Below are 22,341 nucleotides of genomic sequence, written 5' to 3' on the forward strand. Positions count from 1 at the left end.
TGGGGGAGCGATCCACGCACCGCGACCGGACGCCGCGTTCTGCGCGCCGCGCTCGTGAAATCAAACGTCAAGGTTCGAGAAATGTTCCTGAGGCACGCAATAGCAGTGAGTGAGATGCCTGTCTGTGCATTAGTGCACAGAACGTGAAAGTGACAGTTTGTGTCAGGAACATGCGCCGGAGCGGCTCGTTAGACAGGGATCAACACATGTGACTGGCGGCGCGCAGGCGTCGGGAAAACCTTATGGACGCTATGGCCCTGAACAACGACAACGCCCTTCTCGAGCGGCTGGAAGCGCGCGATCGCGACGCGCTGTCCTCGGCGGTAGAGGAGGTTCGCTTCGAATCCGGCGCGGTGCTCTACGAGCCGGGCAGCAATATCGACTACTGCTATTTCCCGACCGGCTCGGCGATCTGTTCGTACTTTGTCGAAATGGACGAAGGCGTGGCCGTCGAGACCATCCTGATCGGCCGGGAAGGGGCTCTGGGCGGCGTGGTCAGCCACGGCAACCTGCCCGCCTTCGCGCGTTCCAATGTGCTGCATGGCGGGGTCTTCCAGCGTATCGCCCTGCGCGATCTCGACCGGCTGAAGCGCGACAACCCGGCGGTCGCGCACCTGATGAACCGCTACAGTGATTGCGTCATGGCGCAGGTCTTCCAGTCGATCGCCTGCAACGCGGTCCACACCATCGAGCAGCGGGCGGCCAAGTGGCTGGTCGCGGCCGTGGCGCGCATGGGCCGCCCCAGCGTGACGATGACGCAGGAACAACTCGCCTCGATGATGGGGGTCGGGCGCAGCTACGCCAGCCGCGTGCTCCAGCGCTTCAAGCGCGATGGCCTGCTGCGCACGCGGCGCGGCGGCATCGAGGTGCTGGACCGCGACGGCCTCGCCAACCGGGCCTGCGCCTGCAACGACCATGTCGATGCGCATTTCGAGCGGGTTCTGGGCGGGCTTTACTGATCGGGTAGGGTTTGGCGGCTCGCGGCGAGCCCGAGGACACGAAAGGGCGCGCACGGACGGATATGTCCCTGCGCGCCCTTTCGTGTTTCGTGTCATGAGGCCCGTTCGCGCGGCACTCGGTAAGCCGCGCGAACGGAACCGGCGTATTCTCAGAAGCGGACGCTGACCGTGCCGCGGTAGGACTGGTAGCTCAGGTCGTTGCGCCACACGGTCGTTTCGGCATGGAGCGAAACCGCGATCTGGCCACCTGTGGTGATGCCCACGCCAATCTCGCCCCAGTCCTGGTCGTCGCCGGGCAGGGCGAAGAAGGCGTCGGGGCCCCGGCCACCCACGAAGTTGGCGCCGAAGTAGCCCGGCTTGTCCTGGAAGTCGTGGACATACGTCGCCGAGATATAGGGCTTGATCGCCCCGTTGGCGGCGAGACGCGCGCCGGCACGGGCCTGGGCGCTCTCGTAGTTGTCCATATCGTACTGCAGGGCGGGGCCTCCTCCCACTTCCTTGGTGCGGGTGAAGTCGACCGAGGCGTAGCGGAAGGCGACGCGCGGGGTGAAGCTCAACGCACCGCCCATGCCGATCATCTGGCTGATGCCGGCCTCGCCGCTCAGCACGAGAGGCGAATCGTCGGCGCGCAGCGACCATTCGCTGGTGCCGATCATCACGTCGCGCTGCGTCTTGAAGTCCCAGAAGCCGCCGCTCAGTTGGGCATCGATACCAAAGCCACTCGCCGAGCGCGTGCCGCCGTAGAGATTGACCTGGAACATGTCGCCCGTGACATCGCGCGTGGGATAGCCCGGGTCGCCTTCCATGCGGGTGTAGGAGAGCGCCATGCCGATGAAGCCGGTGCCCCCGTCCGAAATTTCAAGGCCGCCAGCAAGATAGTAGCCGTCGAACTTGTCTCCGGCATAAGGGCGTGCGGTCGGGGCGCCATCGCTCTTGCCGTCGATGTAGCCACCGGCCACGAAGGCGCTCATCGTGTCGGGCAGGGCGCCCTCGATGACCGAGCCCGGCGCGCCGCCTGCACCCGCCATGGACGGGGCCGTGCCGGCGGTGTTGCTGGTGTCGAACGCCGACAGGGCGCCGCTGGGGCTGCCGTAGTAGGAGAGGGTGCCCCCCGAATTGCCCGCGGTCACCGTCGCGATACGTTCGCGCAGGAAGCGCGAATTGGTGTCGAGTGCGGCGGTCGCCATCGATTGGAGAAGCGGCTGCTCACGCGGGGCCAGTTCCTCGAGCGTGCCCTGAATGCCCGCGATCCCCATCATGTCGAGCGGCCCGTAGACCCCGGCAAGGTTGCCGTAGTACGCGCGGTTCTGGTCGAGCAGCTGCGCGTAGGCGGACTGCACGTTCGAGGAGGGATCGATCACATCGGCGTAGAGCCCGGCCTCGATGGTGACCAGGACCTCGGTGTCGGTGTAGCTGAGCTCGGGCGTCAGGATGGCGCTGATCGCGTTCCAGTTGTCGAACTCGCCCTCGATGCCGCCCGTGGCCGTCAGGATGGTGTATTCGTCGCCGTCGCGCACCATGCCGGTGGGATTGAACATGACCAGACCGCCGATGTCGGCCATGCCGTCGAGCGGAACGTCGGCCGGGTCCAGCATCGTCGGGTTGACCGCGATCAGGTCGGATGTGCCCGAAGGCCCGAGGTCGACGAGGTAGGTGCTGCCCGAGGAGAGGATCACGTTGCCATTGAAGGTCAGCGTGCCGATCTCGCCCACGCCGCCCGGCGCGATCACGCCGGCCACGTTGGTGAAGTAGGGCGTGGTGATCATGCCCGAACCCTGCAGGCCGCCGGTCATCAGCATGTAGTCGCCGTTGGTGGCGAGTTCGCCGTCGACGCGCACCATGCCCTGGTACTGGTTGATCGACATGAGCGAGGTGAGCGAGCCGTCCTCGGTGATGTCGAGGGCCGCGCCCGCACCGTCCATGGAAAAGCGGTCGATGGTGACCGCGCTCGAGAGCGTGGTCGTACCGTCCGCGCTCAGTGTCACGTCGTAGTAGGTCGGACGCACGCCGTTCGCGGGATCGCCCGCGTCGTTGTCAGGCACGAAACCGCTCGCACCGGGAAGGCCGTTGGCGATCGTGGGCGCGTCGAGGACAAACGGGGTAACCGTGGCCTGGGCCGCGTCGTCGGCGCGGGCGAGCAGGTCCCCGACGGCGACGGTCGCACCGGCATCGGTGGTGACCGGCGTGCTCGCATCGACAAGTTCGCCGTCGATGTAGATATCGCCGGTCGCCATGTCCTCGCAGATGTCGTCGCCGCCCAGCTGGAAGCAGGCGTGGCCGAACGAGTCCGGGCTGCCGGCTGATCCGGCGCCAGGGGCATCGGGCACGCCGTTGACGAGGTTGCCGTCGGCGTCGAGCACCATGTAGTTGGGATCGGTGATGGTCACCCAGTGCTCGGGATCTTCCCAGGCTCCGTCACCCTCGACAGCGCTGGCATAGCGGTAGGGGTTGTTGGCCGCGATCCAGTCCCAGTAGAGATAGAGCGGCTGGTAGAAGCTCATCGTGCCGTAGGTGCTGAAAGGCTGGGGCCCGAAGAAGCGGCTGCCACCCGAAAGGACGCCGATGACGACGTCGATGTCGTAGGTCTCATCCAGGATCAGCGGACCGCCCGAATCGCCGCCTGCGGTCGTGCCCTCGTTGGGGGTGGCCGCGTCCTTCCACAAGTTGAAGTCGTAGGGGTTCGCCTCCGGCGTTCCGCGCAGCGGGTCATCGAAGTCGAGCATGTAGAGGTTCTGCGGGAGCCCCGAGGTGCTGCCGAACAGGAACAGGTCGCGCTGGTCGAAGCTGGCGAGCGCGCCGAGCATGTTCTCGGCGGCGCGGCGGCGGTAGTCGATGCCGCCGGTGTCGCCCGTCGAGCCCGAGCCATTGCGGCCATAGCCGGTGATCTTGACGTGGTAGCCGGTGCCATTCTCGTCGGTGATCTCATCGGGCGTGGGCAGCGGCGAGAACATCAGCGCCCAGGTCGGTACGTCGGCGGCGGGCGTGTCGAGCGAGGCCATCGCGACGTCGCCGTAGAGAAACGAGAGCGCGGCGGGCTCGAGCGAGGCGGGGTGATAGTTCACCCAGTCCGCGTTGTAGAAGGCCAGGTCCGGGTTGGACTGGTTGCCCCCGAAGTACCAGTCGAGAAGGCCGTTGTAGTTGTCTTGCGCGAAGCCGAAGCCGATCGGCACGCCGCCAGTGGTGGAGCCGTAGGTGGTGGGATCGCGATCGTTCACGCAGTGCGCGGCGAAGATCACCGTGCGCGGGTTGATCAGCGTTCCGGTGCACAGGCCGATGAAGCCGTTCTGCTGGTCGATGATCATCTGGCCAACGCCGTTCACGTCCTCGGGGTCGAGGCTGGTGGTGCTGTTACCGGGGTCCGCGACCACGATGTGCGGCGCGTTCACGACGTCGGGCGCCTGGATCTGGCGGTAGGCGGCCTCGAAGACGGTGGTGGCATCGCTGCCCGCGCCGTGCGCGGTGTTCCAGGCCTGCCCCGGCCGCTCCTGCGCGCCAGCCTCGACCGACAGGAGCGCGAGCCCCGCCGCCGAGCCCAGAAGCAGGCTGCGGCGCATCACCTTGCGAGACGAAACTTGTGCAATCCTCATAAAAGCCCCGGTTCTGCTGTGCCGGCTGCCTTCGCGAGTGTGCATTCCTGACCCGCTACGGCGCGACCGGCGGATTACGGCCCGGCCTTCGGGGGCCGGTGCCTTGTGATGGAGATGTATCGTGCGCCCTTCGCGTCGTGGCGGCGCGCTGGACGGCTGCAACGTTCGGCAGACCGGGGCGGATCGCAATAGGGATTATGCGTAATATCTAAGTATTTACCGAAGGGTGTTGCAATTTGGTCATGCTGGTCTGGTGGGCTCCATATAAATCAATGACTTGTTGAATGTCTGTAGGGCCGGTTCCCGCAATTGTGATCGGTGTTTTATCTGACACAACTTGTCACTTTCCGCCCTCGCAATGGAGGCCCGCTATTGCGCGGCGCGGAAGCTGCCGAAGAGCAACTGGGCGTTGTTGCGCGTGCGGGTGGGGGCGCTGATGAAGAAATAGCGGGGAAGCTTGCCCGTGAAGGCGCGGGTGTCGGCGATCTTCTGGTCGTCGAGGTAGACCTGCAGCATCTCGCCCTCGACCGCGATGGAGACATGCATGACGCGGTTGGCGTAGTGGCGCAGGTCGAGGTGCTCGGCGTGGTAGTAGTCGGTTGCGCTGCTGGAAACGTTGCTGCTGCCCATGTAGTTGACGTGGACCGCCGCAATGGCGCCGTGGTTGTGGGCGTCCATGATGTAGTCGGCAACGCTGTTGTCCCGCGCGAAGCCGAAATAGAAACCCGAAGCATCGCGCGCGGTGTCCGCCGCTGTGAGCACGTCGAACTCGACCGTGAAGCTTTCGGGCAGGGCCTTGCCGCCGTTCAGCTTGTAGGTGGCGAAGGGCTGGAGCTTGAGCCAGTTGCCGTCGATGCCACCGACGGAAACGACTGCGCCGGATCCGTTGGTCTTCCAGGCATCGGGCATCGTGCCGAGCGGTGCGCTGGCAAAGTCTGTCGCGGCGATGGTCTGGCTGCCGGGGGTGAAGGCGAAGCCTTCGTTGATCTGCAGGCTCTGGCCGCCTGCGGTACCGTCCTGCAAGTCCGAGGTAGCACTGCCGGTGCCGCGCATCTGCCGCTCGACTTCCTGCTCGACCTGGTTCTTGATCGCACCGAATACGTCTCCGAACTGTGCGGACGCCGGCGCAGTTGCCAGCAGCAGGGGGCTGGCAAGACCGGCAAGGAGAAGCGGGCGGGCAAGATAGCGCATTGAAAAGGTTTCCGAACAGCCTGGAAGAACAAGGTGGGGCGTCGTAGTTGCGAGGGCCCTACTGTTCAAGGTGTTCGTGAAGTGTGACGTGTCGTTGCCCGACGTGTGCACAGGAGCGTGTTCCCGCATTTGTGAGGGGGCATTCGTTTGCATCGTGTGCGCCATTGTGGGGCACTTTTTTCTATGCAGGCCGATGGCTGAGTGGGCGGGTGGCGCATCTGCTTGGTGCAAGAGGGAGGGGCGGCGGGCGTATTTGCCCGCCGCCCCAACGCATTCAGTAGCGGTCCGCGTTCATCACCTTGGTCCAGGCCGCGACGAAGTCGGACACGAACAGGTCCTGTGCGTCAGCCGAAGCATAGACTTCTGAGACGGCGCGCAGCTCCGAGTTGGAACCGTAGATCAGGTCGACCGGGGTGGCCGTCCACTTCGCCTCTCCGCTTGCGCGGTCCTTGCCCTCGTAGAGGCCGGGGGAGGCCGACTTCGACCAGACGGTGTCCATCGTCAGCAGGTTGACGAAGAAGTCGTTGGTGAGCTGGCCGGGGCGGCTGGTGAAGATCCCTGCCGTCGACCCGCCTGCATTCGCGCCCAGCGCGCGCATGCCGCCGAGAAGAACGGTCATTTCGGGAACGGTCAGGCCCAGCATGTCGGCCTTGTCGACCATGGCGTCGGCCGGCGCGTAGTTGGCACCTTCGCTGTAGTAGTTGCGGAAGGCATCGGCCTTGGGCTCCAGATAGGCGAAGGAGGCCGCGTCGGTCATGTCCTGCGTGGCATCGACACGGCCGGGCGTGAAGGGCACCTTGACCGGGTGTCCGGCGTCGCTCGCGGCCTTTTCGATCGCGGCCGCACCGCCAAGAACGATGAGGTCGGCCATCGAGATCGGCGTACCGGCTTTGGCCGCGCTCGCGCGGATCTTGTCCAACTGGCCCAGCACCATCTTCAGTTCAGTCGGATCGTTGACCGCCCAGGAGGTCTGCGGATCGAGCCGCAGGCGTGCGCCGTTCGCGCCGCCGCGCATGTCGGTGCCCCGGTACGTCGCGGCCGAGGCCCAGGCGGTGCGCACGAGCTGGGGCACGGTCAGCCCGGAGGACAGGATCGTCGACTTGAGGGCGTCCGCCTGCGCGGCGCTGAGCGGGGCGAAGCTGGGTTCGGGCAGTGGGTCCTGCCACACGAAGGTCTCACCGGGCACATCGGCGCCCAGGTAGCGGGCCTCGGGTCCCAGATCGCGGTGGGTCAGCTTGAACCAGGCGCGCGCGAAGGCCTTGGCGAACAGGCTCGGGTCCTGCTGCCAGCGTTCGAGTACCGCGCGGAAGCCCGGATCGCGCTTGAGCGCGATGTCGGTGGTGAACATGATCGGCGCGTGGAACTTGCCCTCGACATGCGCGTCGGGGACGAGGCTGGCGGCGGCCGGATCGGTCGGGATCCATTGCGTGGCGCCAGCGGGGCTCTTGGTCGTCGTCCACTCGAAGTTGAGGAGGTTGTCGATGTACTGGGTGGTGAACCGGGTGGGAGCGGCCGACCAGGCGCCTTCAAGGCCGGAGGTCAGCGTGTCCTCGGCGTTGCCCTTGCCACAGGAGTTCTTCCAGCCAAGGCCCTGCTGTTCGACGCCCGCCGCGGTGGGCTCGTCACCCAGGCAGTCCTCGGGCTTGTGCGCACCGTGCGCCTTGCCGAAGGTATGCCCGCCCGCGATCAGAGCCAGCGTTTCCTCGTCGTCCATCGCCATCTGGCCGAAGGCGACGCGGATGGCCTGCGCGGCCGAAACCGGGTCGTGGTTGCCACCCGGACCTTCCGGGTTGACGTAGATGAGGCCCATCGTGGTCGCCGCGAGCGACTTCTGCAGCTTGCCGTCCTTGGTGTAACGCTCGGAGCCCATCATCTTGGTTTCCGGGCCCCAGTAGACGAGGTCGGGCTGCCAGGCATCGACGCGGCCACCGGCAAAGCCGAGCGTCTTGAAGCCCATGTCTTCCAGGGCCACCGTGCCCGACAGCACCATGAGGTCGCCCCAGGAGAGCTTGCGGCCATACTTCTGCTTGATCGGCCAGACGAGGCGGCGGGCCTTGTCGAGGCTGACGTTGTCGGGCCAGGAGTTCAGGGGATCGAAGCGCTGTTCGCCGCCATCCGAACCGCCCCGGCCATCGCCCACGCGGTAGGTGCCGGCCGAGTGCCAGGCCATGCGGATGAAGAAGGGGCCGTAGTGTCCGTAATCGGCGGGCCACCAGGGCTGGGAGGTCGTGAGGACCTTGCGGATGTCCTCCTTGACGGCGGCAAGGTCGAGGCTGGCGAACTCGGCGGCGTAGTCGAAGTCGGCGCCGTAGGGGTTGGACATCGCCTCGTGCTGGCGCAGCTGGGCGAGGTCGAGGCGCTGGGGCCACCAGTCCTCGTTGGTCATGCCGTGGATCTTGGCGCGGACCGAGGTGTCCTCTTCCATCACGGTTTCGTTCTCGACCGCGGCGAAAGCTGCGTGGGGGCTGAGAAGGGTGAGCGCACTGCCCAGAAGGGCGGCGCGAAGGGTCATCTTTGTGTTCTTGGGCATGGAGCCTCTCCACCTGTTGCGACGAACGCGGCGCTGGTTTCAGCGCGCTGGAGGCAGGGTAGGCCCGTGCGCGGGCGAGCCCAAACGGGGAGGCCAGATAAGTGTGATCGATTGCGTCGATCAAACTGGCAAAGTTTCAGCAATATTGCGATTGGTTCGCGTTCGCGCCTGCACCAAGTTCCGAGTGGAAAATAGAAAATTGGCATGGGCCGCGATGAAACGCATTGTATGAGCGACCTAAGGATATGTCGCGGGTAGGGCTGATCCGGCAAGCATCGTCATCTGACACGATGCGATCCTGTCAATTTCGGGCTTTCTACCCTGCACGCCTTGGGTTTTGCGACTCGGGTGGCTATGTCCTCGGCCTATGCAGACAGGAACCTTGATATCGTTAACCCTCTACTTTGTCCTGATGCTTGGCATCGGTCTCTATGCTTGGAAGAAGTCCACCGAGGACTCTGAAGGCTATCTGCTGGGCGGGCGTAACCTGCACCCGGCCGTCGCGGCGCTCTCCGCCGGGGCCTCGGACATGTCGGGCTGGCTCCTCATGGGCCTGCCGGGCGCGCTCTATGCCTCGGGGCTGGTCGAAGCCTGGATCGGCATTGGCCTTTTCCTGGGCGCACTGGTCAACTGGGTGGTGGTGGCCCCGCGCCTGCGCGAGCAGACGGTCTCCTACGGCAACGCACTGACCATTCCCGAATTCCTCGCCAACCGCTTCCCCGACAAGGCGACGCTGCTGCGCGTGGTGTCGGCGGTCATCATCGTCGTGTTCTTCACCGTCTATACCGCGGCCGGCCTTGTCGGTGGCGGCAAGCTCTTCGTCACCAGCTTTGCAGGTCTCTTCGGCGATGTCGGCATGAGCGACTACATGTTCGGGATCTGGATGACCGCAGGCGTGGTGCTGGCCTACACGATGATCGGCGGCTTTCTGGCCGTCTCGCTCACCGACTTCTGCCAGGGCTGCATCATGGTCGTCGCGCTGATCCTGATGCCGGTCGTGGTGCTCTGGGGCGGGCAGGGCGATGGTTTTGCCCAGATGGAAGTGACGCTGACCGAGATCGACCCCAACTTCCTCAGCCTCACCCATGGCCTGACCTTCATCGGCTGGCTCTCCGCGGTGACCTGGGGGCTGGGCTATTTCGGGCAGCCGCATATCATCGTGCGCTTCATGGCCGTGCGCAGTGTCGAGGACGTCAAGGTTGCACGCAACATCGGCATGGGCTGGATGCTGGTCTCGCTGATCGGCGCGTTGGGCGTGGGCCTTGCGGGCCGTGCCTACATGCAGCGCAACGGCATTCCGCTCGATGACCCCGAAACGATCTTCATCGCGCTTGCGCATCTGCTCTTCCACCCGCTCATCACCGGCTTCCTGCTGGCCGCGCTCCTCGCCGCGATCATGAGCACGATTTCCTCGCAGCTGCTGGTCTCGTCCAGCTCGCTGGCGGAAGACTTCTACCGCCTGTTCCTGCGCAAGGACGCCTCGGAGCGCGAGATCGTGAACGTGGGGCGCGTGGCCGTGCTGATCGTCTCGTTGGCGGCCATCGCCATCGCGGGTGACCCCGAGAGCGAGGTGCTCCAGCTTGTCTCGAACGCCTGGGCCGGCTTCGGCGCGGCATTCGGGCCGATGATCCTGCTCGCGCTGACCTGGCGCGGCATGTCGGGGGCGGGCGCGGTTTCGGGCCTCATCGTGGGCGCGCTGGTCGTGATCTTCTGGATCGCGATGGAGTGGAACGCGAGCTTCCTGGGCGGACCCGGCGTCTACGAGATCATTCCGGGCGTCATCGCCTCCACGCTGGCCATCTTTGCCGTCAGCAAGATGACGTCCAGCAAGGAAGCGGCCGCGGCCATGGCATGATCGCCCGTTCGATAGGAGCCTGAACAGACAAAAGGGGGCGTCCCGGCATCGGGGCGCCCCCTTTTTGTGCGAAGTTTCGAGGGGTGCGTCAGTCGCAGCTGGCGACGGGCAGGCCTTGCGCGTTGCTCAGTTCCTGGTTCTGCCGCCCGCGCACGTTGAAGGCGCTTTCGTACCGGATCGTGCCGGTATCGAACAAGGCCGCGACGATCAGCGGCTGGTAGGTGTAGCTGGCTTCCACGAACATGATCGCGGTGTTCGAGGACGCGGCAATGCGGTGCCCGTTGCGGCCCATGCCCTGCGCCAGCGCATCGTTGGTGCGGCCCGTGCCCTGGGTGCCATAGGCGGGCTCGAAGTCGCCATCCCCCCAGCAGCGCTGCCAGCGGATCATCTGGCCGGCATTGCGTCCGGTGCGGCCATTGGTCTCCAGCGAGGAGAGGACGATGCGGCCATTGGGCTCGAAATCGATGCTTTCGCCGATGGAGGCGGCCCCGGCGAAGACCTCCTGGACGTTGGCCTCGTCGATCCCACCCATGACGCGCCCGGCGTTGTCGGCCACGCTCATCGCGATCTCGCTCACGCGCAGCTGTGCGCGGGCGTAGTTGGCGAGTTCGAGGCCGGTACACAGAACCATCAGGAAGAGCGGCGCGATGAGGGCGAATTCGATGATCGCAACGCCGCTCTCATCGGCTTTGAGTTCCTGCAGGCGGGAGGGCAGGGGCTTCATCGCCGCCGCTCCCCGCACAGGACCGGCGGTACGGCCTGGGCGCTGTAGGGCTGGTTGCGAAAGGCGCTCTTCGCGGTGAGGGAAACCGCGGCGTTGCCACCTGTGAAAAGATGGACGGGGAGCAGGCGGTCAACCTCGATCGTGGCCTCGTAGAAGGCAATGTCGTTTGCGCCGCCGATGCCGCTGCGCCCGGCATCGAGGTCATATTCGCCGTTCCCGTTGCTGTCGAGCCAGCAGTCGCCGTCGTAGTAATCGAAGCGGCCGTTGCGGTTGACGTCGGTCATCAGCTTCTCGGCATTCCCGATGCCGCTGAACTCGTAGTAGTTGCGAATCGTGATCTGCGGATTGGCATTGGGAGCAATGCTGGCGAGTTGCGCGCGGATCTGTGCGGCCACGCGCTCCTCGGTCGTGTCTCCCTCGGTCATGAACTCGGGCTCTTCGACCGAGGCGCGCCGCGCCGCGTCCGACAGAGTGCCCTGCAGGACCGAGAGCACGTAGGACTGGTAGCCAAGATCAAAGGCGCCGGTCAGGAGCACCATGAGCGGGCCGATGAGAAGTCCGAACTCGACGGCGGTGACGCCGCTCCGGTTCCGCCTCAGGCGGCGCAGGAGGGGAGGCAGTCTCATCGCGTCAACCTCAGGTTGCCGATGCCGCGGCCGATGTCCTCGAAGATCTGTTCAAGGTCGGAGCCGTCACTCGTATAGAACTGCGAGGAACTGGTGGCGCACGATTCGATGTCGTCAGTATCGGTCACGTCGAGCGCGATGACCCAGATCGTGACGCCCATCGACTTGGCCAGCGTGCAGGCCGAATCGAAGCGGGAAATATGTCGGTCGCGAATGGCGCCGGAGCCCTGAACGCGCCTCTGGTAATATTGCAGGCCGTATGCACTGTAGAGGTTGTGACCGCCATTACCCGCGTCAGTGTCGAGCCGCCCGTCGGTCATGAAGACGATGTGCTGGCGCACGGGGACATCGTCACGCTCGAGCGGGTTGTCGGCTGAGAAGAAGCCGGTGCGCGAGATGAAACGGAGGCCCCAGAGCATGCCGATGTCGTGGTACGTGCCGCCCGTGACCCGCGCGGTGGCGTTGTTGACAGCGGTCTGGAAGCTGCTCTCAGAGCTGTATTCGCGCAAGGTTGACGCCTCGGACGGGCAGCCACTCTGGTCCTCCAGTTCCTGCACGGCGGGATCGTAGCGTCCGAACTGGAGTTCGGGCTCGTTGCCCGCGTTGCCCGCGCGGGTGTCGACGTCCTCGCGCGAGACACTCGTCTCGATCTCGAAGGGATCGAGGCTGTTGCCGATTGATGGGCGTTCCTCGATGCAGCCGTCGCCGCTGGTCCGGAAGTTCTGCGTATTGCCGCCGGTATTGCCGCCGCCGTTGCCGATGTTCCAGGAGGATTCGTTAATGTCGACCCACTTGGTTTCCAGTCGATTGTAGCAACTCTGGTTCCAGCCATATCCGCTGCAGACACGGCCTACGTGGACGTAAGGCTGGACCTTGAGGATGTCCTTGTTCATCAGCGAGCGACCGACGTTCACGGTGTGCGAATAGGGCATGATGCCGAAGCGAGTGACCGAGCCGTTGTCCTCGTCAAGCGCGCGGTAGAGGCCCATCGCGCCCGAGCGCAGGCGCCGGATCTTGGTCGAGCCGCCGGAGCTTGGCGCATCGTTCATCGACCCGGTGACGTCGAGCACGAGCATCACGTCGTTGTGGCCCATGTCGCGCTTGGCGTTGCACTCGACCGTGACTTCGGTCTGGGTGTAGCCGAAGATGCGCATGAGCGACATCGGCACGGTTGCCTGCGCTGTCCCGAGGATCTCGTTGCTGTCATCCGGGTTCGGGTTCGCCTCGAAGGCGACCGCGCGCGTACCCAGCAAGCCCTCTTCGAAGTTGAAATCGAAGAAGCGGTCGGCTTCGTCTTCGGCGGTCCGGTTCCAGCGCGAGCCTTCCATGATCTGGCGCCCCGCAAGCACACCGGCATCGCATGCATTCTGCAGTTTGCCACGAACCAGATAGGCCACGCTCATGTCGAGCCCGCCTCCGATGATCGCAATCAGGGGCAGAAGCGCGGCGGCCACGATCAGAATGGTATTGCCGTCGCGCTCGACGATCAGGCGTTTGAGGAACGGCGGCATTGCCATGCTTCGGGACTCCGGCTTCACTAGTGCCGCGTGGTTAATTCTCCATTTGTAAAGAATTCGATAAATTACAGATTAAGCCCAATAATTGGTGATGAACACAGGCGTGATCCGGAGCGTATTGCCTGTTGCTGCCAAAGGATCTGCCGTGACGCTGGCGCCATGATGGTCCGGACGGCTTCGCTCGCGGCGGGGACGGGCTCGGCGGCCGTGTTGCGCTTCCTGATCAACCATGTTTCGGACGCCTGCTGGCGAATGCTGACCTTGACCGATCTGCCGCTTTTGCGTAAGGGCGCCCATCTCCTCCGGACATCGTTCGGGGGAACAGCATAGAGCTGAACACTGCTCGTGTGTGGTTTTCGATGGGTTTCCAGCCTCTTGATGGTGGAAGCCGCAGTCCTTCCGGATTGCCTCCCGGTCCGATTCGGTCCGGAAAGACATCGCTAGGCCCACGGGCAGAGTAATCCGGTGCCAACTGGGCCGGGTGGAGTGTTTTTCGGCTCGCGCTGGATGCGGCGTAGCGCGCAGGTGCCTCGGTTCAGGGGCTGGCGTGCAGTTGGCCGATATTCCGCGCGACGCACTTGCACTCTTCCTTTCCAGCCTTGCATCGGCCCTTAGACCCGGGGTGCGAAGGGTCCGTCCCGTGGCCGGGTTTGCGCCACGGAACGGGCCGGATCCATCGCACTCCCATTTGAAAGAAGAGTATAGATGCCCACTATCAACCAGCTGATCCGCAAGGGTCGCGAGCCGCAGAAGGCCAAGTCCAAGGTCCCGGCCATGGAGCAGAACCCGCAGAAGCGTGGCGTCTGCACCCGCGTGTACACCACGACCCCGAAGAAGCCGAACTCGGCACTTCGCAAGGTCGCCAAGGTGCGCCTCACCAACAGCCGTGAAGTCATTTCGTACATCCCGGGCGAAGGCCACAACCTGCAGGAGCACTCGGTTGTGCTCATCCGCGGCGGCCGTGTGCGCGACCTTCCCGGTGTGCGTTACCACATCCTGCGCGGCGTGCTCGACACGCAGGGCGTCAAGGACCGCAAGCAGTCGCGCTCGAAGTACGGCGCCAAGCGTCCCAAGTGATCCGGCAGCGGTGCGTCTCGCGCATCGCTCCATGACATTTCACGGTCGGTGATGCGCTTCGGCGCCCGACCGCAAGAACAAGGAATTCAAAACGATGTCACGTCGTCGTCGTCCCGAGAAGCGGGAAATCCTGCCGGATCCGAAGTTTGGTGATCTGGTCCTGTCGAAGTTCATGAACAACCTCATGTACGACGGCAAGAAGTCGGCTGCCGAGCGTATCGTCTATGGCGCGCTCGACACCATGGAAACCCGAGCCAAGGCCGATCCGGTCCAGCTGTTCCACGATGCCCTGAACAACGTGAAGCCGCAGATCGAGGTCCGTAGCCGCCGCGTCGGTGGTGCGACCTACCAGGTCCCCGTCGAAGTGCGCCCCGAGCGCGCCCAGGCCCTGGCCATCCGCTGGCTCATCTCGGCCGCCCGCGGCCGTCCCGAAACCACCATGTCGGCACGCCTCTCGGGTGAGCTCATGGATGCGGCGAACAACCGCGGCAACGCCGTGAAGAAGCGCGAAGACACGCACCGCATGGCGGACGCGAACCGCGCCTTCTCGCACTACCGCTGGTAAGACGCTTCGTGGCGCGCCTTGGCACCGTTTCGGCGGCGTCATGGGCGCGTCACACTTTCAATTCAGGAGGCACGGGTTTATTTGGGCCCGCATTCGCCTCCAAACCCTCCTGCTAAGGAACCTGCACCATGGCACGTAGCCATCCGATCGAACGCTACCGCAATATCGGTATCATGGCGCACATCGACGCCGGCAAGACCACCACGACCGAGCGTATCCTCTACTACACCGGCAAGTCCTACAAGATCGGCGAAGTGCACGACGGCGCCGCCACCATGGACTGGATGGAGCAGGAGCAGGAACGCGGCATCACCATTACCTCGGCTGCCACCACCACCATGTGGAAGGCGGAAGACGGTCAGGGTGAAGAGCACCGCATCAACATCATCGACACCCCGGGCCACGTCGACTTCACCATTGAAGTCGAGCGTTCGCTGCGCGTCCTCGACGGCGCGGTCGCCGTGTTCGACGGCGTTGCCGGCGTTGAGCCGCAGTCGGAAACCGTGTGGCGTCAGGCCGACAAGTACGGCGTTCCGCGCATGTGCTTCGTCAACAAGCTCGACCGCACCGGCGCAGACTTCTACTACTGCGTCCAGTCGATCATCGACCGCCTCGGCGCGACCCCGCTGGTTCTGACGCTGCCGATCGGCGCGGAAGCTGACCTTTCGGGCGTTGTTGACCTCGTCAAGATGCGCTCGATCGTCTGGGAAAACGACGGCCTCGGCGCCTCGTTCACTTACGGCGAGATCCCGGCTGACCTGGCCGACAAGGCCGCCGAGTACCGCGAGAAGCTTCTTGAAACCGCCGTCGAGCAGGACGACGACATCATGGAAGCTTACCTCGAAGGTAACGAGCCCGACGTCGACACGCTCAAGAAGCTGATCCGCAAGGGTACGCTCGAGCGCGCCTTCGTGCCCGTGCTGTGCGGCTCGGCGTTCAAGAACAAGGGCGTGCAGCCCCTGCTCGACGCCGTTGTCGACTACATGCCGAGCCCGGTGGACGTTCCCGCGATCAAGGGCGTGCTGCCCGACAGCGACGTGGAAGAAAGCCGCCCCTCGAGCGACGAGGCTCCCTTCGCGGCGCTCGCGTTCAAGATCATGAACGACCCGTTCGTCGGCTCGCTGACCTTCTGCCGCATCTATTCCGGCATCCTTTCGAAGGGTTCGTACCTGAACTCGGTGAAGGACAAGAAGGAAAAGGTCGGCCGCATGCTGCTCATGCACTCGAACAACCGTGAAGACATCGACATGGCCTATGCCGGTGACATCGTGGCTGTCGCGGGTCTGAAGGAGACCACCACCGGTGACACGCTGTGCGCCGAGAAGGCTCCGATCATCCTCGAGCGCATGGAATTCCCCGAGCCGGTCATCGAACTGTCGGTGGAGCCCAAGACCAAGGCCGACCAGGAAAAGATGGGCATCGCCCTTTCGCGCCTGGCTGCCGAGGATCCTTCGTTCCGCGTTTCGTCGGATCACGAATCGGGCCAGACCATCATCAAGGGCATGGGCGAGCTTCACCTCGACATCATCGTCGATCGTATGCGCCGTGAGTTCAAGGTCGAGGCCAACGTTGGCGCGCCGCAGGTGGCGTACCGCGAATACCTCGGCAAGCCCGTCGAGCTGGTCTACACCCACAAGAAGCAGTCGGGTGGTTCGGGCCAGTTCGCAGAAGTGAAGGTCAAGCTCACCCCGGGTGAGCGCGGTGCCGGCATCAACTTCGTCGACTCGGTGAAGGGCGGTAACATTCCGCGCGAATACATCCCGTCGGTCGAGAAGGGCATGCGCGAGACCGCCGAGACCGGCGCTCTCATCGGCTTCCCGATCGTCGACTTCGACATCGAGCTCATCGACGGTAAGTACCACGACGTCGACTCGTCGGCCTTGGCCTTCGAAATCGCCGGCCGTGGCTGCATGCGCGAAGCCGCGCAGAAGTCGGGCATCAAGATCCTCGAGCCGATCATGAAGGTCGAGGTTGTGACCCCGGAAGAGTTCATGGGCGACGTTATCGGCGACATGAACAGCCGCCGCGGTCAGATCCAGGGCACCGACAGCCGTGGTAATGCCCAGGTTGTCGAGGCCAACGTGCCGCTCGCCAACATGTTCGGCTACGTGAACCAGCTGCGTTCGTTCACCCAGGGACGCGCTCAGTACTCGATGATCTTCAGCCACTACGACGAGGTTCCGGCCAACGTCGCGGCGGAAGTGAAGGAGAAGCTTGCTTAAGGGCAAGAATGGTTCTAGGGGCGGCGCCTGCGATTCTGTGGGAGCCGCCTCGAATTCCCCAGATTCAAGTTCATTGTGAAAGAAGGTTTGTAAGATGGCCAAGGCAAAATTCGAGCGGAACAAGCCGCACTGCAACATCGGCACCATCGGTCACGTCGACCATGGCAAGACCACCCTCACCGCGGCGATCACCAAGGTTCTGGCAGAAGCCGGCTTCGGTGAAGCCGTCGACTTCGCCAACATCGACAAGGCTCCCGAAGAGCGCGAGCGCGGCATCACCATCTCGACCGCACACGTCGAGTACGAGACCGCCAACCGTCACTACGCGCACGTCGACTGCCCGGGTCACGCTGACTACGTCAAGAACATGATCACCGGTGCGGCTCAGATGGACGGCGCCATCCTCGTGGTGAACGCTGCTGACGGCCCGATGCCCCAGACCCGTGAGCACATCCTGCTCGCCCGTCAGGTTGGCGTCCCGGCTCTCGTCGTGTTCCTCAACAAGGTTGACCAGGTCGACGACGAAGAGCTCCTCGAGCTCGTCGAAATGGAAGTCCGTGAGCTTCTCTCCTCGTACGACTTCCCGGGCGACGATATTCCCATCGTCAAGGGTTCGGCTCTGGCCGCTCTCGAAGGCCGCGACGACGAAATCGGCAAGAACCAGATCCTCGAGCTGATGCAGGCTGTTGACGACTACATCCCGCAGCCGCCGCGTCCGACCGACCAGTCGTTCCTGATGCCCGTCGAAGACGTGTTCTCGATCTCGGGCCGTGGTACGGTTGTCACCGGCCGCGTCGAAACCGGCATCATCAAGGTTGGCGAAGAAGTCGAAATCGTCGGTATCCGCGACACCCAGAAGACCACCGTCACCGGCGTGGAAATGTTCCGCAAGCTGCTCGACCAGGGCGAAGCTGGCGACAACATCGGCGCCCTGATCCGTGGCCTGAAGCGCGACGACGTGGAGCGTGGCCAGGTTCTCGCCAAGCCGGGCACCGTGACCCCGCACACCGAGTTCTCGGCTGAGGTCTACGTGCTTTCGAAGGACGAAGGTGGCCGTCACACCCCGTTCTTCGCGAACTACCGTCCGCAGTTCTACTTCCGCACCACCGACGTCACCGGCGAAGTGATCCTTCCCGAGGGCACCGAAATGGTGATGCCGGGCGACAACGTGACCATCTCGGTCAAGCTGATCGCGCCGATCGCCATGGACGAAGGTCTGCGCTTCGCAATCCGCGAAGGCGGCCGCACCGTCGGCTCGGGCGTTGTTGCCAAGATCACTGCCTAATCCGCAGGTCTTTGACGACTAACGTGATTGGCCCGGTCCTGCGCAAGCAGGGCTGGGCCTTCGCGTTTATGGGGCCGGCTCGGCGAGTCGCGGGCCGCTCCTGGGAGTTCGCGGGTGGTCGGTCCGACGGCCCGGTTTCTCCTGGCTCGATCGCTTCGCGACCGGGCTTGCATGTGATAGAATCGTGCGTCGCCATGGCCTTGTTGGATATGGGGCGGGCAGGGCGCAGAAAATCGCAAATCAGGGCTTGCTAGACCGCGCATCAGCGTGTAGTTGCGCGGCTCGAATTTAACAGGGCTTCGCGCCCTTTGGCTCTTTCTCATCGGTAGCAGGTACATGGAAGCTCAGAACATCCGCATTCGCCTCAAGGCGTTTGACCACCGCGTGCTCGACCAGGCGACTGGCGAAATCGCTGACACGGCCCGCCGCACCGGCGCGCTCATTCGGGGCCCCATTCCGCTGCCGACGAAGATCGAGAAGTTCACCGTGAACCGCGGTCCGCACATCGACAAGAAGTCGCGTGAGCAGTTCGAAGTCCGCACGTACAAGCGTCTGCTTGACATCGTGCAGCCGAACGCTGCCACCGTCGACGCTCTGATGAAGCTGGACCTCGCGGCCGGCGTGAACGTCGAGATCAAGCTGGCCTGATCCAGCTCGGGGTCGCCTCAGGTGACCCCGTCCGTCTTTCTGATCGGACGCTAAACGATCGGGCGAAATTCGGACCTTCGGGTTCAGATAACCTTGTCGATCCATCGAGATCGGCTTTGCGCGGCAAAACGCGCAGAGACAGAGCCTCCAGAGCCTTCGGGCCGAGAGGACACAAGGGATACCTCCGGTTCCATCCTTCGGGGTTGAACCGGGAATGCGTCCCCCGTCTCGTTTCCGCCGGGCCATTCGGGCCTTGAGCAGGGAACATTCCAGCCCGGACGGGGCATGCATCACATCATTGGGCTGGACACGCCTGTTCGGGATGGGCCCGGGCAGGCCTCTGTTGAGGAGACAGATCATGCGTACTGGCGTGATCGCCAAGAAAGTCGGGATGACCCGCCTTTTCCAGGAGGACGGCCGGCATGTGCCCGTGACCGTTCTGGCGCTGGAAGATTGCCAGGTGGTTTCGGTCCGCACCAACGATCGTGACGGCTACGTCGCGGTTCAGCTCGGTGCCGGCGAAGCCAAGCAGAAGAACGTTGCCAAGCCGCAGCGCGAGCACTTCGCCAAGGCGGAAGTCTCGCTCAAGATGCGCGTTGCCGAGTTCCGCGTCGCTGACGACGCGCTGCTCGAAGTCGGCTCGACCATTGCTGCCTCGCACTTCGTGCCCGGCCAGCTCGTCGACGTTGCCGGCCACACCCAGGGCAAGGGCTTTGCAGGCGCCATGAAGCGTTGGGGCTTCGGCGGTCTGCGCGCCACCCACGGTGTGTCGCTCTCGCACCGTTCGCACGGTTCGACGGGTAACCGTCAGGATCCGGGCAAGGTGTTCAAGAACAAGAAGATGGCCGGCCACATGGGCGACCGTCAGCGCACCCAGCAGAACCTCGAGATCGTCCGCGTGGACGACGAGCGTGGCCTGATCTTCGTCAAGGGCTCGGTCCCGGGCGCGAAGAATGCCTGGCTCACCGTTTCGGACGCCGTCAAGGTCGCCCGTCACGCCGAGGCTCCGTACCCCGCCGGCCTCAAGACGGCCGCCAACAGCAACGATTCGGCTGCTGACACCCCCGCGGAAGACACCGCGGCTGTCGAAGCGACCGAAGGCCAGGAGGGCTAAGTCGTGAAGGTTCAGGTCCTCAATATCGACGGTTCCGCCGGCAACGGCGACATCGAGCTGTCGGATGACGTGTTCGGCCTCGAGCCGCGCGCGGACATCCTGCACCGTGTCGTTACCTGGCAGATGGAAAACCGCCGCGGCATCGCCCGCGCCACCCGCGAACGTTCGGACGTTGCGCGCACCGGCAAGAAGTGGGGTCGCCAGAAGGGCGGCGGCACGGCTCGTCACGGTGACCGTGCAGCTCCCGTCTTCATCGGCGGTGGTAAGGCTCATGGTGCCCGTCGCCGCGAGTTCGGCCAGTCGCTGAACAAGAAGCTGCGCGCGCTGGGTCTCAAGATGGCGCTTTCCTCGAAGGCCAAGGCCGGTCTCGTCATCGTCGACACGCTCGACGTTGCCGACGCCAAGACCAAGGTCCTCGCCGGTCAGCTCGCCAAGGCGAACTTCGGCAAGAAGGTGCTCGTGATCGACGGTGAAGCCGTCAACGACAACTTCGCCAAGGCCGCTCGCAACCTCATCGGCGTGAACGTTCTCCCCGCCCAGGGCGCGAACGTCTACGACATCCTGAAGCACGATACGCTGGTGCTCACCCGCGCCGCTGTCGAAAAGCTGGAGGCGCGCTTCAATGGCTAAGACCGCTGCAGAAATCCGTCACTACGACGTGATCCTTGCACCGCACATCACCGAAAAGGCGACGCTTCTCTCCGAGAACAACGCGGTCGTCTTCAAGGTGGCCGGCGATGCGACCAAGCCCGAGATCAAGGCTGCCGTCGAGGCGCTGTTCGACCGCAAGGTCAAGAGCGTCAACACGCTGGTGACCAAGGGCAAGACCAAGCGCTGGCGCGGTAAGGATTACCGCCGCAGCGACGTGAAGAAGGCGATTGTCACGCTGGCCGAAGGTCAGCAGCCGATTGACATCACCGAAGGCGTACAGGGCTGATCCGATGGCACTCAAGCATTACAACCCGACCAGCCCCGCCCGCCGCGGCCTGGTCCTCGTCGACAAGTCGGCGCTGTGGAAGGGCAAGCCTGTCAAGGCTCTGACCGAAGGCAAGCGCAAGACCGGTGGCCGCAACAACAAGGGTCATGTCACGTCGCGTGGCATTGCCGGTGGTCACAAGCAGAAGTACCGCTACATCGACTTCAAGCGTCGCAAGTGGGACGTTGAAGGCACCGTCGAGCGGATCGAATACGATCCCAACCGCACCGCCTTCATCGCGCTCATCAACTACGCGGATGGCGAACAGGCCTACATCATCGCTCCGCAGCGCCTTGCTGCCGGCGACAAGGTCATCGCCGCCGAGAAGTGCGACACGAAGCCGGGCAACGCCATGCTCCTGTCGCAGATGCCGGTCGGTACGATCTGCCACAACGTCGAGATGAAGCCGGGCAAGGGTGGTCAGATCGCCCGTTCGGCCGGTGCCTACGTCCAGGTCGTCGGTCGTGACCGCGGCATGGTCATCGTGCGCCTCAACTCGGGCGAGCAGCGCTACCTGCGTGGCGACTGTATGGGCACGGTCGGTGCGGTGTCGAACCCCGACAACCAGAACCAGACCCTCGCCAAGGCAGGCCGCAAGCGCTGGATGGGCCGTCGCCCGCTGACGCGTGGTGTTGCCAAGAACCCGGTCGACCACCCGCACGGTGGTGGTGAAGGCCGCACCTCGGGTGGCCGTCATCCGGTTACTCCGTGGGGCAAGCCGACCAAGGGTGCCCGCACTCGCAACAACAAGCAGACGGACAAGATGATCATCCGTTCGCGCCACGCCAAGAAGAAGAGGTAAGACACGATGGCACGTTCCGTCTGGAAAGGCCCCTTCGTCGACCTGTACCTTCTCAAGAAGGCTGAGGTCGCGCAGGATGCCGGCAACCGCGCTGGTCCGATCAAGACCTGGTCGCGTCGCAGCACCATCCTTCCGCAGTTCGTTGGTCTGACGTTCAACGTCTACAACGGGCACAAGTTCATCCCGGTCTCGGTCAACGAGGACATGGTCGGCCACAAGTTCGGTGAATTCGCGCCTACGCGTTCGTTCCCCGGCCACGCTGCCGACAAGAAGGGCAAGCGCTAATGAGCAAGCAGGCAGCACCCCGCCGCGTCGGCGAAAAGGAAGCCCTGTCGGTCGGTACCACCATCCGTGGTTCGGCGCAGAAGCTCAATCTCGTCGCCGCCCTGATCCGTGGCAAGAAGGCTGAGGAAGCGATGAACATCCTCGCTTTTTCGAAGAAGGCCATGGCCGTGGACGCCCGCAAGGTTCTCGCTTCGGCGATCGCCAACGCGGAGAACAACCACAACCTCGACGTCGACGCCCTCGTCGTCGCCGAGGCGTCGGTCGGCAAGTCGATCACCATGAAGCGCTTCCACACCCGTGGTCGTGGCAAGAGCACCCGGATCCTCAAGCCGTTCTCACGTCTGCGGATCGTCGTTCGCGAAGTCGAGGAGGCCTGAT

Annotated in this window: 19 protein-coding genes; 13 read left to right on the forward strand and 6 right to left on the reverse strand. The window is 64.2% G+C overall.

From position 1 onward, the window contains the following. Positions 1–242: 242 nt before the first annotated feature. Complete coding sequence (locus tag HT578_RS19270; protein ID WP_239026361.1) at positions 243–959, forward strand: Crp/Fnr family transcriptional regulator; 717 nt, start codon at positions 243–245, stop codon at positions 957–959. Between the two features lie 149 nt (positions 960–1,108). Here the strand turns inward: HT578_RS19270 and HT578_RS19275 are convergent, their stop codons facing one another. The 3 genes from HT578_RS19275 to katG all read right to left on the reverse strand — a co-directional run bounded on the left by HT578_RS19275 (position 1,109) and on the right by katG (position 8,267). After that, positions 1,109–4,513 (reverse strand): autotransporter domain-containing protein, encoded by a 3,405-nt coding sequence (locus tag HT578_RS19275; RefSeq protein WP_239026362.1) that lies wholly within the window; start codon positions 4,511–4,513, stop codon positions 1,109–1,111. A 402-nt stretch (positions 4,514–4,915) separates the two neighbouring features. Next, complete coding sequence (locus HT578_RS19280; RefSeq protein WP_213501114.1) at positions 4,916–5,737, reverse strand: hypothetical protein; 822 nt, start codon at positions 5,735–5,737, stop codon at positions 4,916–4,918. A gap of 274 nt (positions 5,738–6,011) precedes the next feature. Beyond that, a complete protein-coding gene (gene katG, locus HT578_RS19285) occupies positions 6,012–8,267 on the reverse strand; it encodes a catalase/peroxidase HPI (RefSeq protein ID WP_277884176.1) in 2,256 nt (751 codons plus the stop codon). 367 nt (positions 8,268–8,634) lie between these two features. Between katG and putP the strand changes: the two genes are divergently transcribed. Beyond that, positions 8,635–10,122 carry a sodium/proline symporter PutP gene (gene putP, locus HT578_RS19290; RefSeq protein WP_039388098.1) on the forward strand — a complete coding sequence of 496 codons (1,488 nt, stop codon included), beginning with the start codon at positions 8,635–8,637 and terminating at the stop codon, positions 10,120–10,122. A gap of 88 nt (positions 10,123–10,210) precedes the next feature. On the opposite strand, the gene HT578_RS19295 is transcribed toward putP, so the two are convergent. From HT578_RS19295 to HT578_RS19305, 3 genes are read right to left on the reverse strand one after another with little or no spacing between them, the layout of a single operon-like run. Beyond that, positions 10,211–10,846, reverse strand: coding sequence for a TadE/TadG family type IV pilus assembly protein (locus HT578_RS19295; protein WP_213501115.1), 636 nt, complete (start codon positions 10,844–10,846; stop codon positions 10,211–10,213). Continuing rightward, the gene (locus HT578_RS19300; protein WP_213501116.1) at positions 10,843–11,472 is read right to left on the reverse strand and encodes a TadE/TadG family type IV pilus assembly protein; all 630 of its coding nucleotides are present in this window, start codon (positions 11,470–11,472) and stop codon (positions 10,843–10,845) included. The genes HT578_RS19295 and HT578_RS19300 overlap by 4 nt, the downstream gene beginning before the upstream one ends. Next, complete coding sequence (locus tag HT578_RS19305) at positions 11,469–12,989, reverse strand: TadE/TadG family type IV pilus assembly protein (RefSeq protein ID WP_213501117.1); 1,521 nt, start codon at positions 12,987–12,989, stop codon at positions 11,469–11,471. Before HT578_RS19305 ends, HT578_RS19300 begins: the two co-directional genes overlap by 4 nt. A gap of 705 nt (positions 12,990–13,694) precedes the next feature. Here HT578_RS19305 and rpsL point away from each other — a divergent pair. The 11 genes from rpsL to rplV all read left to right on the forward strand — a co-directional run bounded on the left by rpsL (position 13,695) and on the right by rplV (position 22,340). Continuing rightward, on the forward strand, positions 13,695–14,066 hold the full coding sequence (rpsL, locus tag HT578_RS19310) for a 30S ribosomal protein S12 (RefSeq protein WP_007682177.1): 372 nt from the start codon (positions 13,695–13,697) through the stop codon (positions 14,064–14,066). A gap of 94 nt (positions 14,067–14,160) precedes the next feature. Beyond that, positions 14,161–14,631 (forward strand): 30S ribosomal protein S7, encoded by a 471-nt coding sequence (gene rpsG, locus HT578_RS19315; RefSeq protein WP_039388094.1) that lies wholly within the window; start codon positions 14,161–14,163, stop codon positions 14,629–14,631. Positions 14,632–14,759: 128 nt separating this feature from the next. Further along, on the forward strand, positions 14,760–16,853 hold the full coding sequence (gene fusA / locus HT578_RS19320) for an elongation factor G (protein WP_039388093.1): 2,094 nt from the start codon (positions 14,760–14,762) through the stop codon (positions 16,851–16,853). A gap of 94 nt (positions 16,854–16,947) precedes the next feature. Beyond that, the gene (gene tuf / locus HT578_RS19325; RefSeq protein ID WP_039388092.1) at positions 16,948–18,138 is read left to right on the forward strand and encodes an elongation factor Tu; all 1,191 of its coding nucleotides are present in this window, start codon (positions 16,948–16,950) and stop codon (positions 18,136–18,138) included. Between the two features lie 336 nt (positions 18,139–18,474). Then, complete coding sequence (rpsJ, locus tag HT578_RS19330) at positions 18,475–18,786, forward strand: 30S ribosomal protein S10 (RefSeq protein ID WP_007011873.1); 312 nt, start codon at positions 18,475–18,477, stop codon at positions 18,784–18,786. 358 nt (positions 18,787–19,144) lie between these two features. Next, positions 19,145–19,900 (forward strand): 50S ribosomal protein L3, encoded by a 756-nt coding sequence (gene rplC, locus HT578_RS19335; RefSeq protein WP_039388091.1) that lies wholly within the window; start codon positions 19,145–19,147, stop codon positions 19,898–19,900. A 3-nt stretch (positions 19,901–19,903) separates the two neighbouring features. Beyond that, complete coding sequence (rplD, locus tag HT578_RS19340; protein ID WP_039388090.1) at positions 19,904–20,530, forward strand: 50S ribosomal protein L4; 627 nt, start codon at positions 19,904–19,906, stop codon at positions 20,528–20,530. Beyond that, positions 20,523–20,837, forward strand: a complete 315-nt coding sequence (locus tag HT578_RS19345; RefSeq protein ID WP_039388089.1) for a 50S ribosomal protein L23 — start codon at positions 20,523–20,525, stop codon at positions 20,835–20,837. The genes rplD and HT578_RS19345 overlap by 8 nt, the downstream gene beginning before the upstream one ends. A gap of 4 nt (positions 20,838–20,841) precedes the next feature. Continuing rightward, positions 20,842–21,678, forward strand: a complete 837-nt coding sequence (gene rplB, locus HT578_RS19350) for a 50S ribosomal protein L2 (protein WP_039388087.1) — start codon at positions 20,842–20,844, stop codon at positions 21,676–21,678. Positions 21,679–21,684: 6 nt separating this feature from the next. Further along, positions 21,685–21,963 carry a 30S ribosomal protein S19 gene (rpsS, locus tag HT578_RS19355; RefSeq protein ID WP_039388086.1) on the forward strand — a complete coding sequence of 93 codons (279 nt, stop codon included), beginning with the start codon at positions 21,685–21,687 and terminating at the stop codon, positions 21,961–21,963. Further along, positions 21,963–22,340: a 50S ribosomal protein L22 gene (rplV, locus tag HT578_RS19360; RefSeq protein WP_213501118.1), complete on the forward strand. Its 378-nt coding sequence runs from the start codon at positions 21,963–21,965 to the stop codon at positions 22,338–22,340. The genes rpsS and rplV overlap by 1 nt, the downstream gene beginning before the upstream one ends. Position 22,341: the final 1 nt, after the last annotated feature.

Source organism: Novosphingobium decolorationis, assembly GCF_018417475.1.
GTDB lineage: Bacteria > Pseudomonadota > Alphaproteobacteria > Sphingomonadales > Sphingomonadaceae > Novosphingobium > Novosphingobium decolorationis.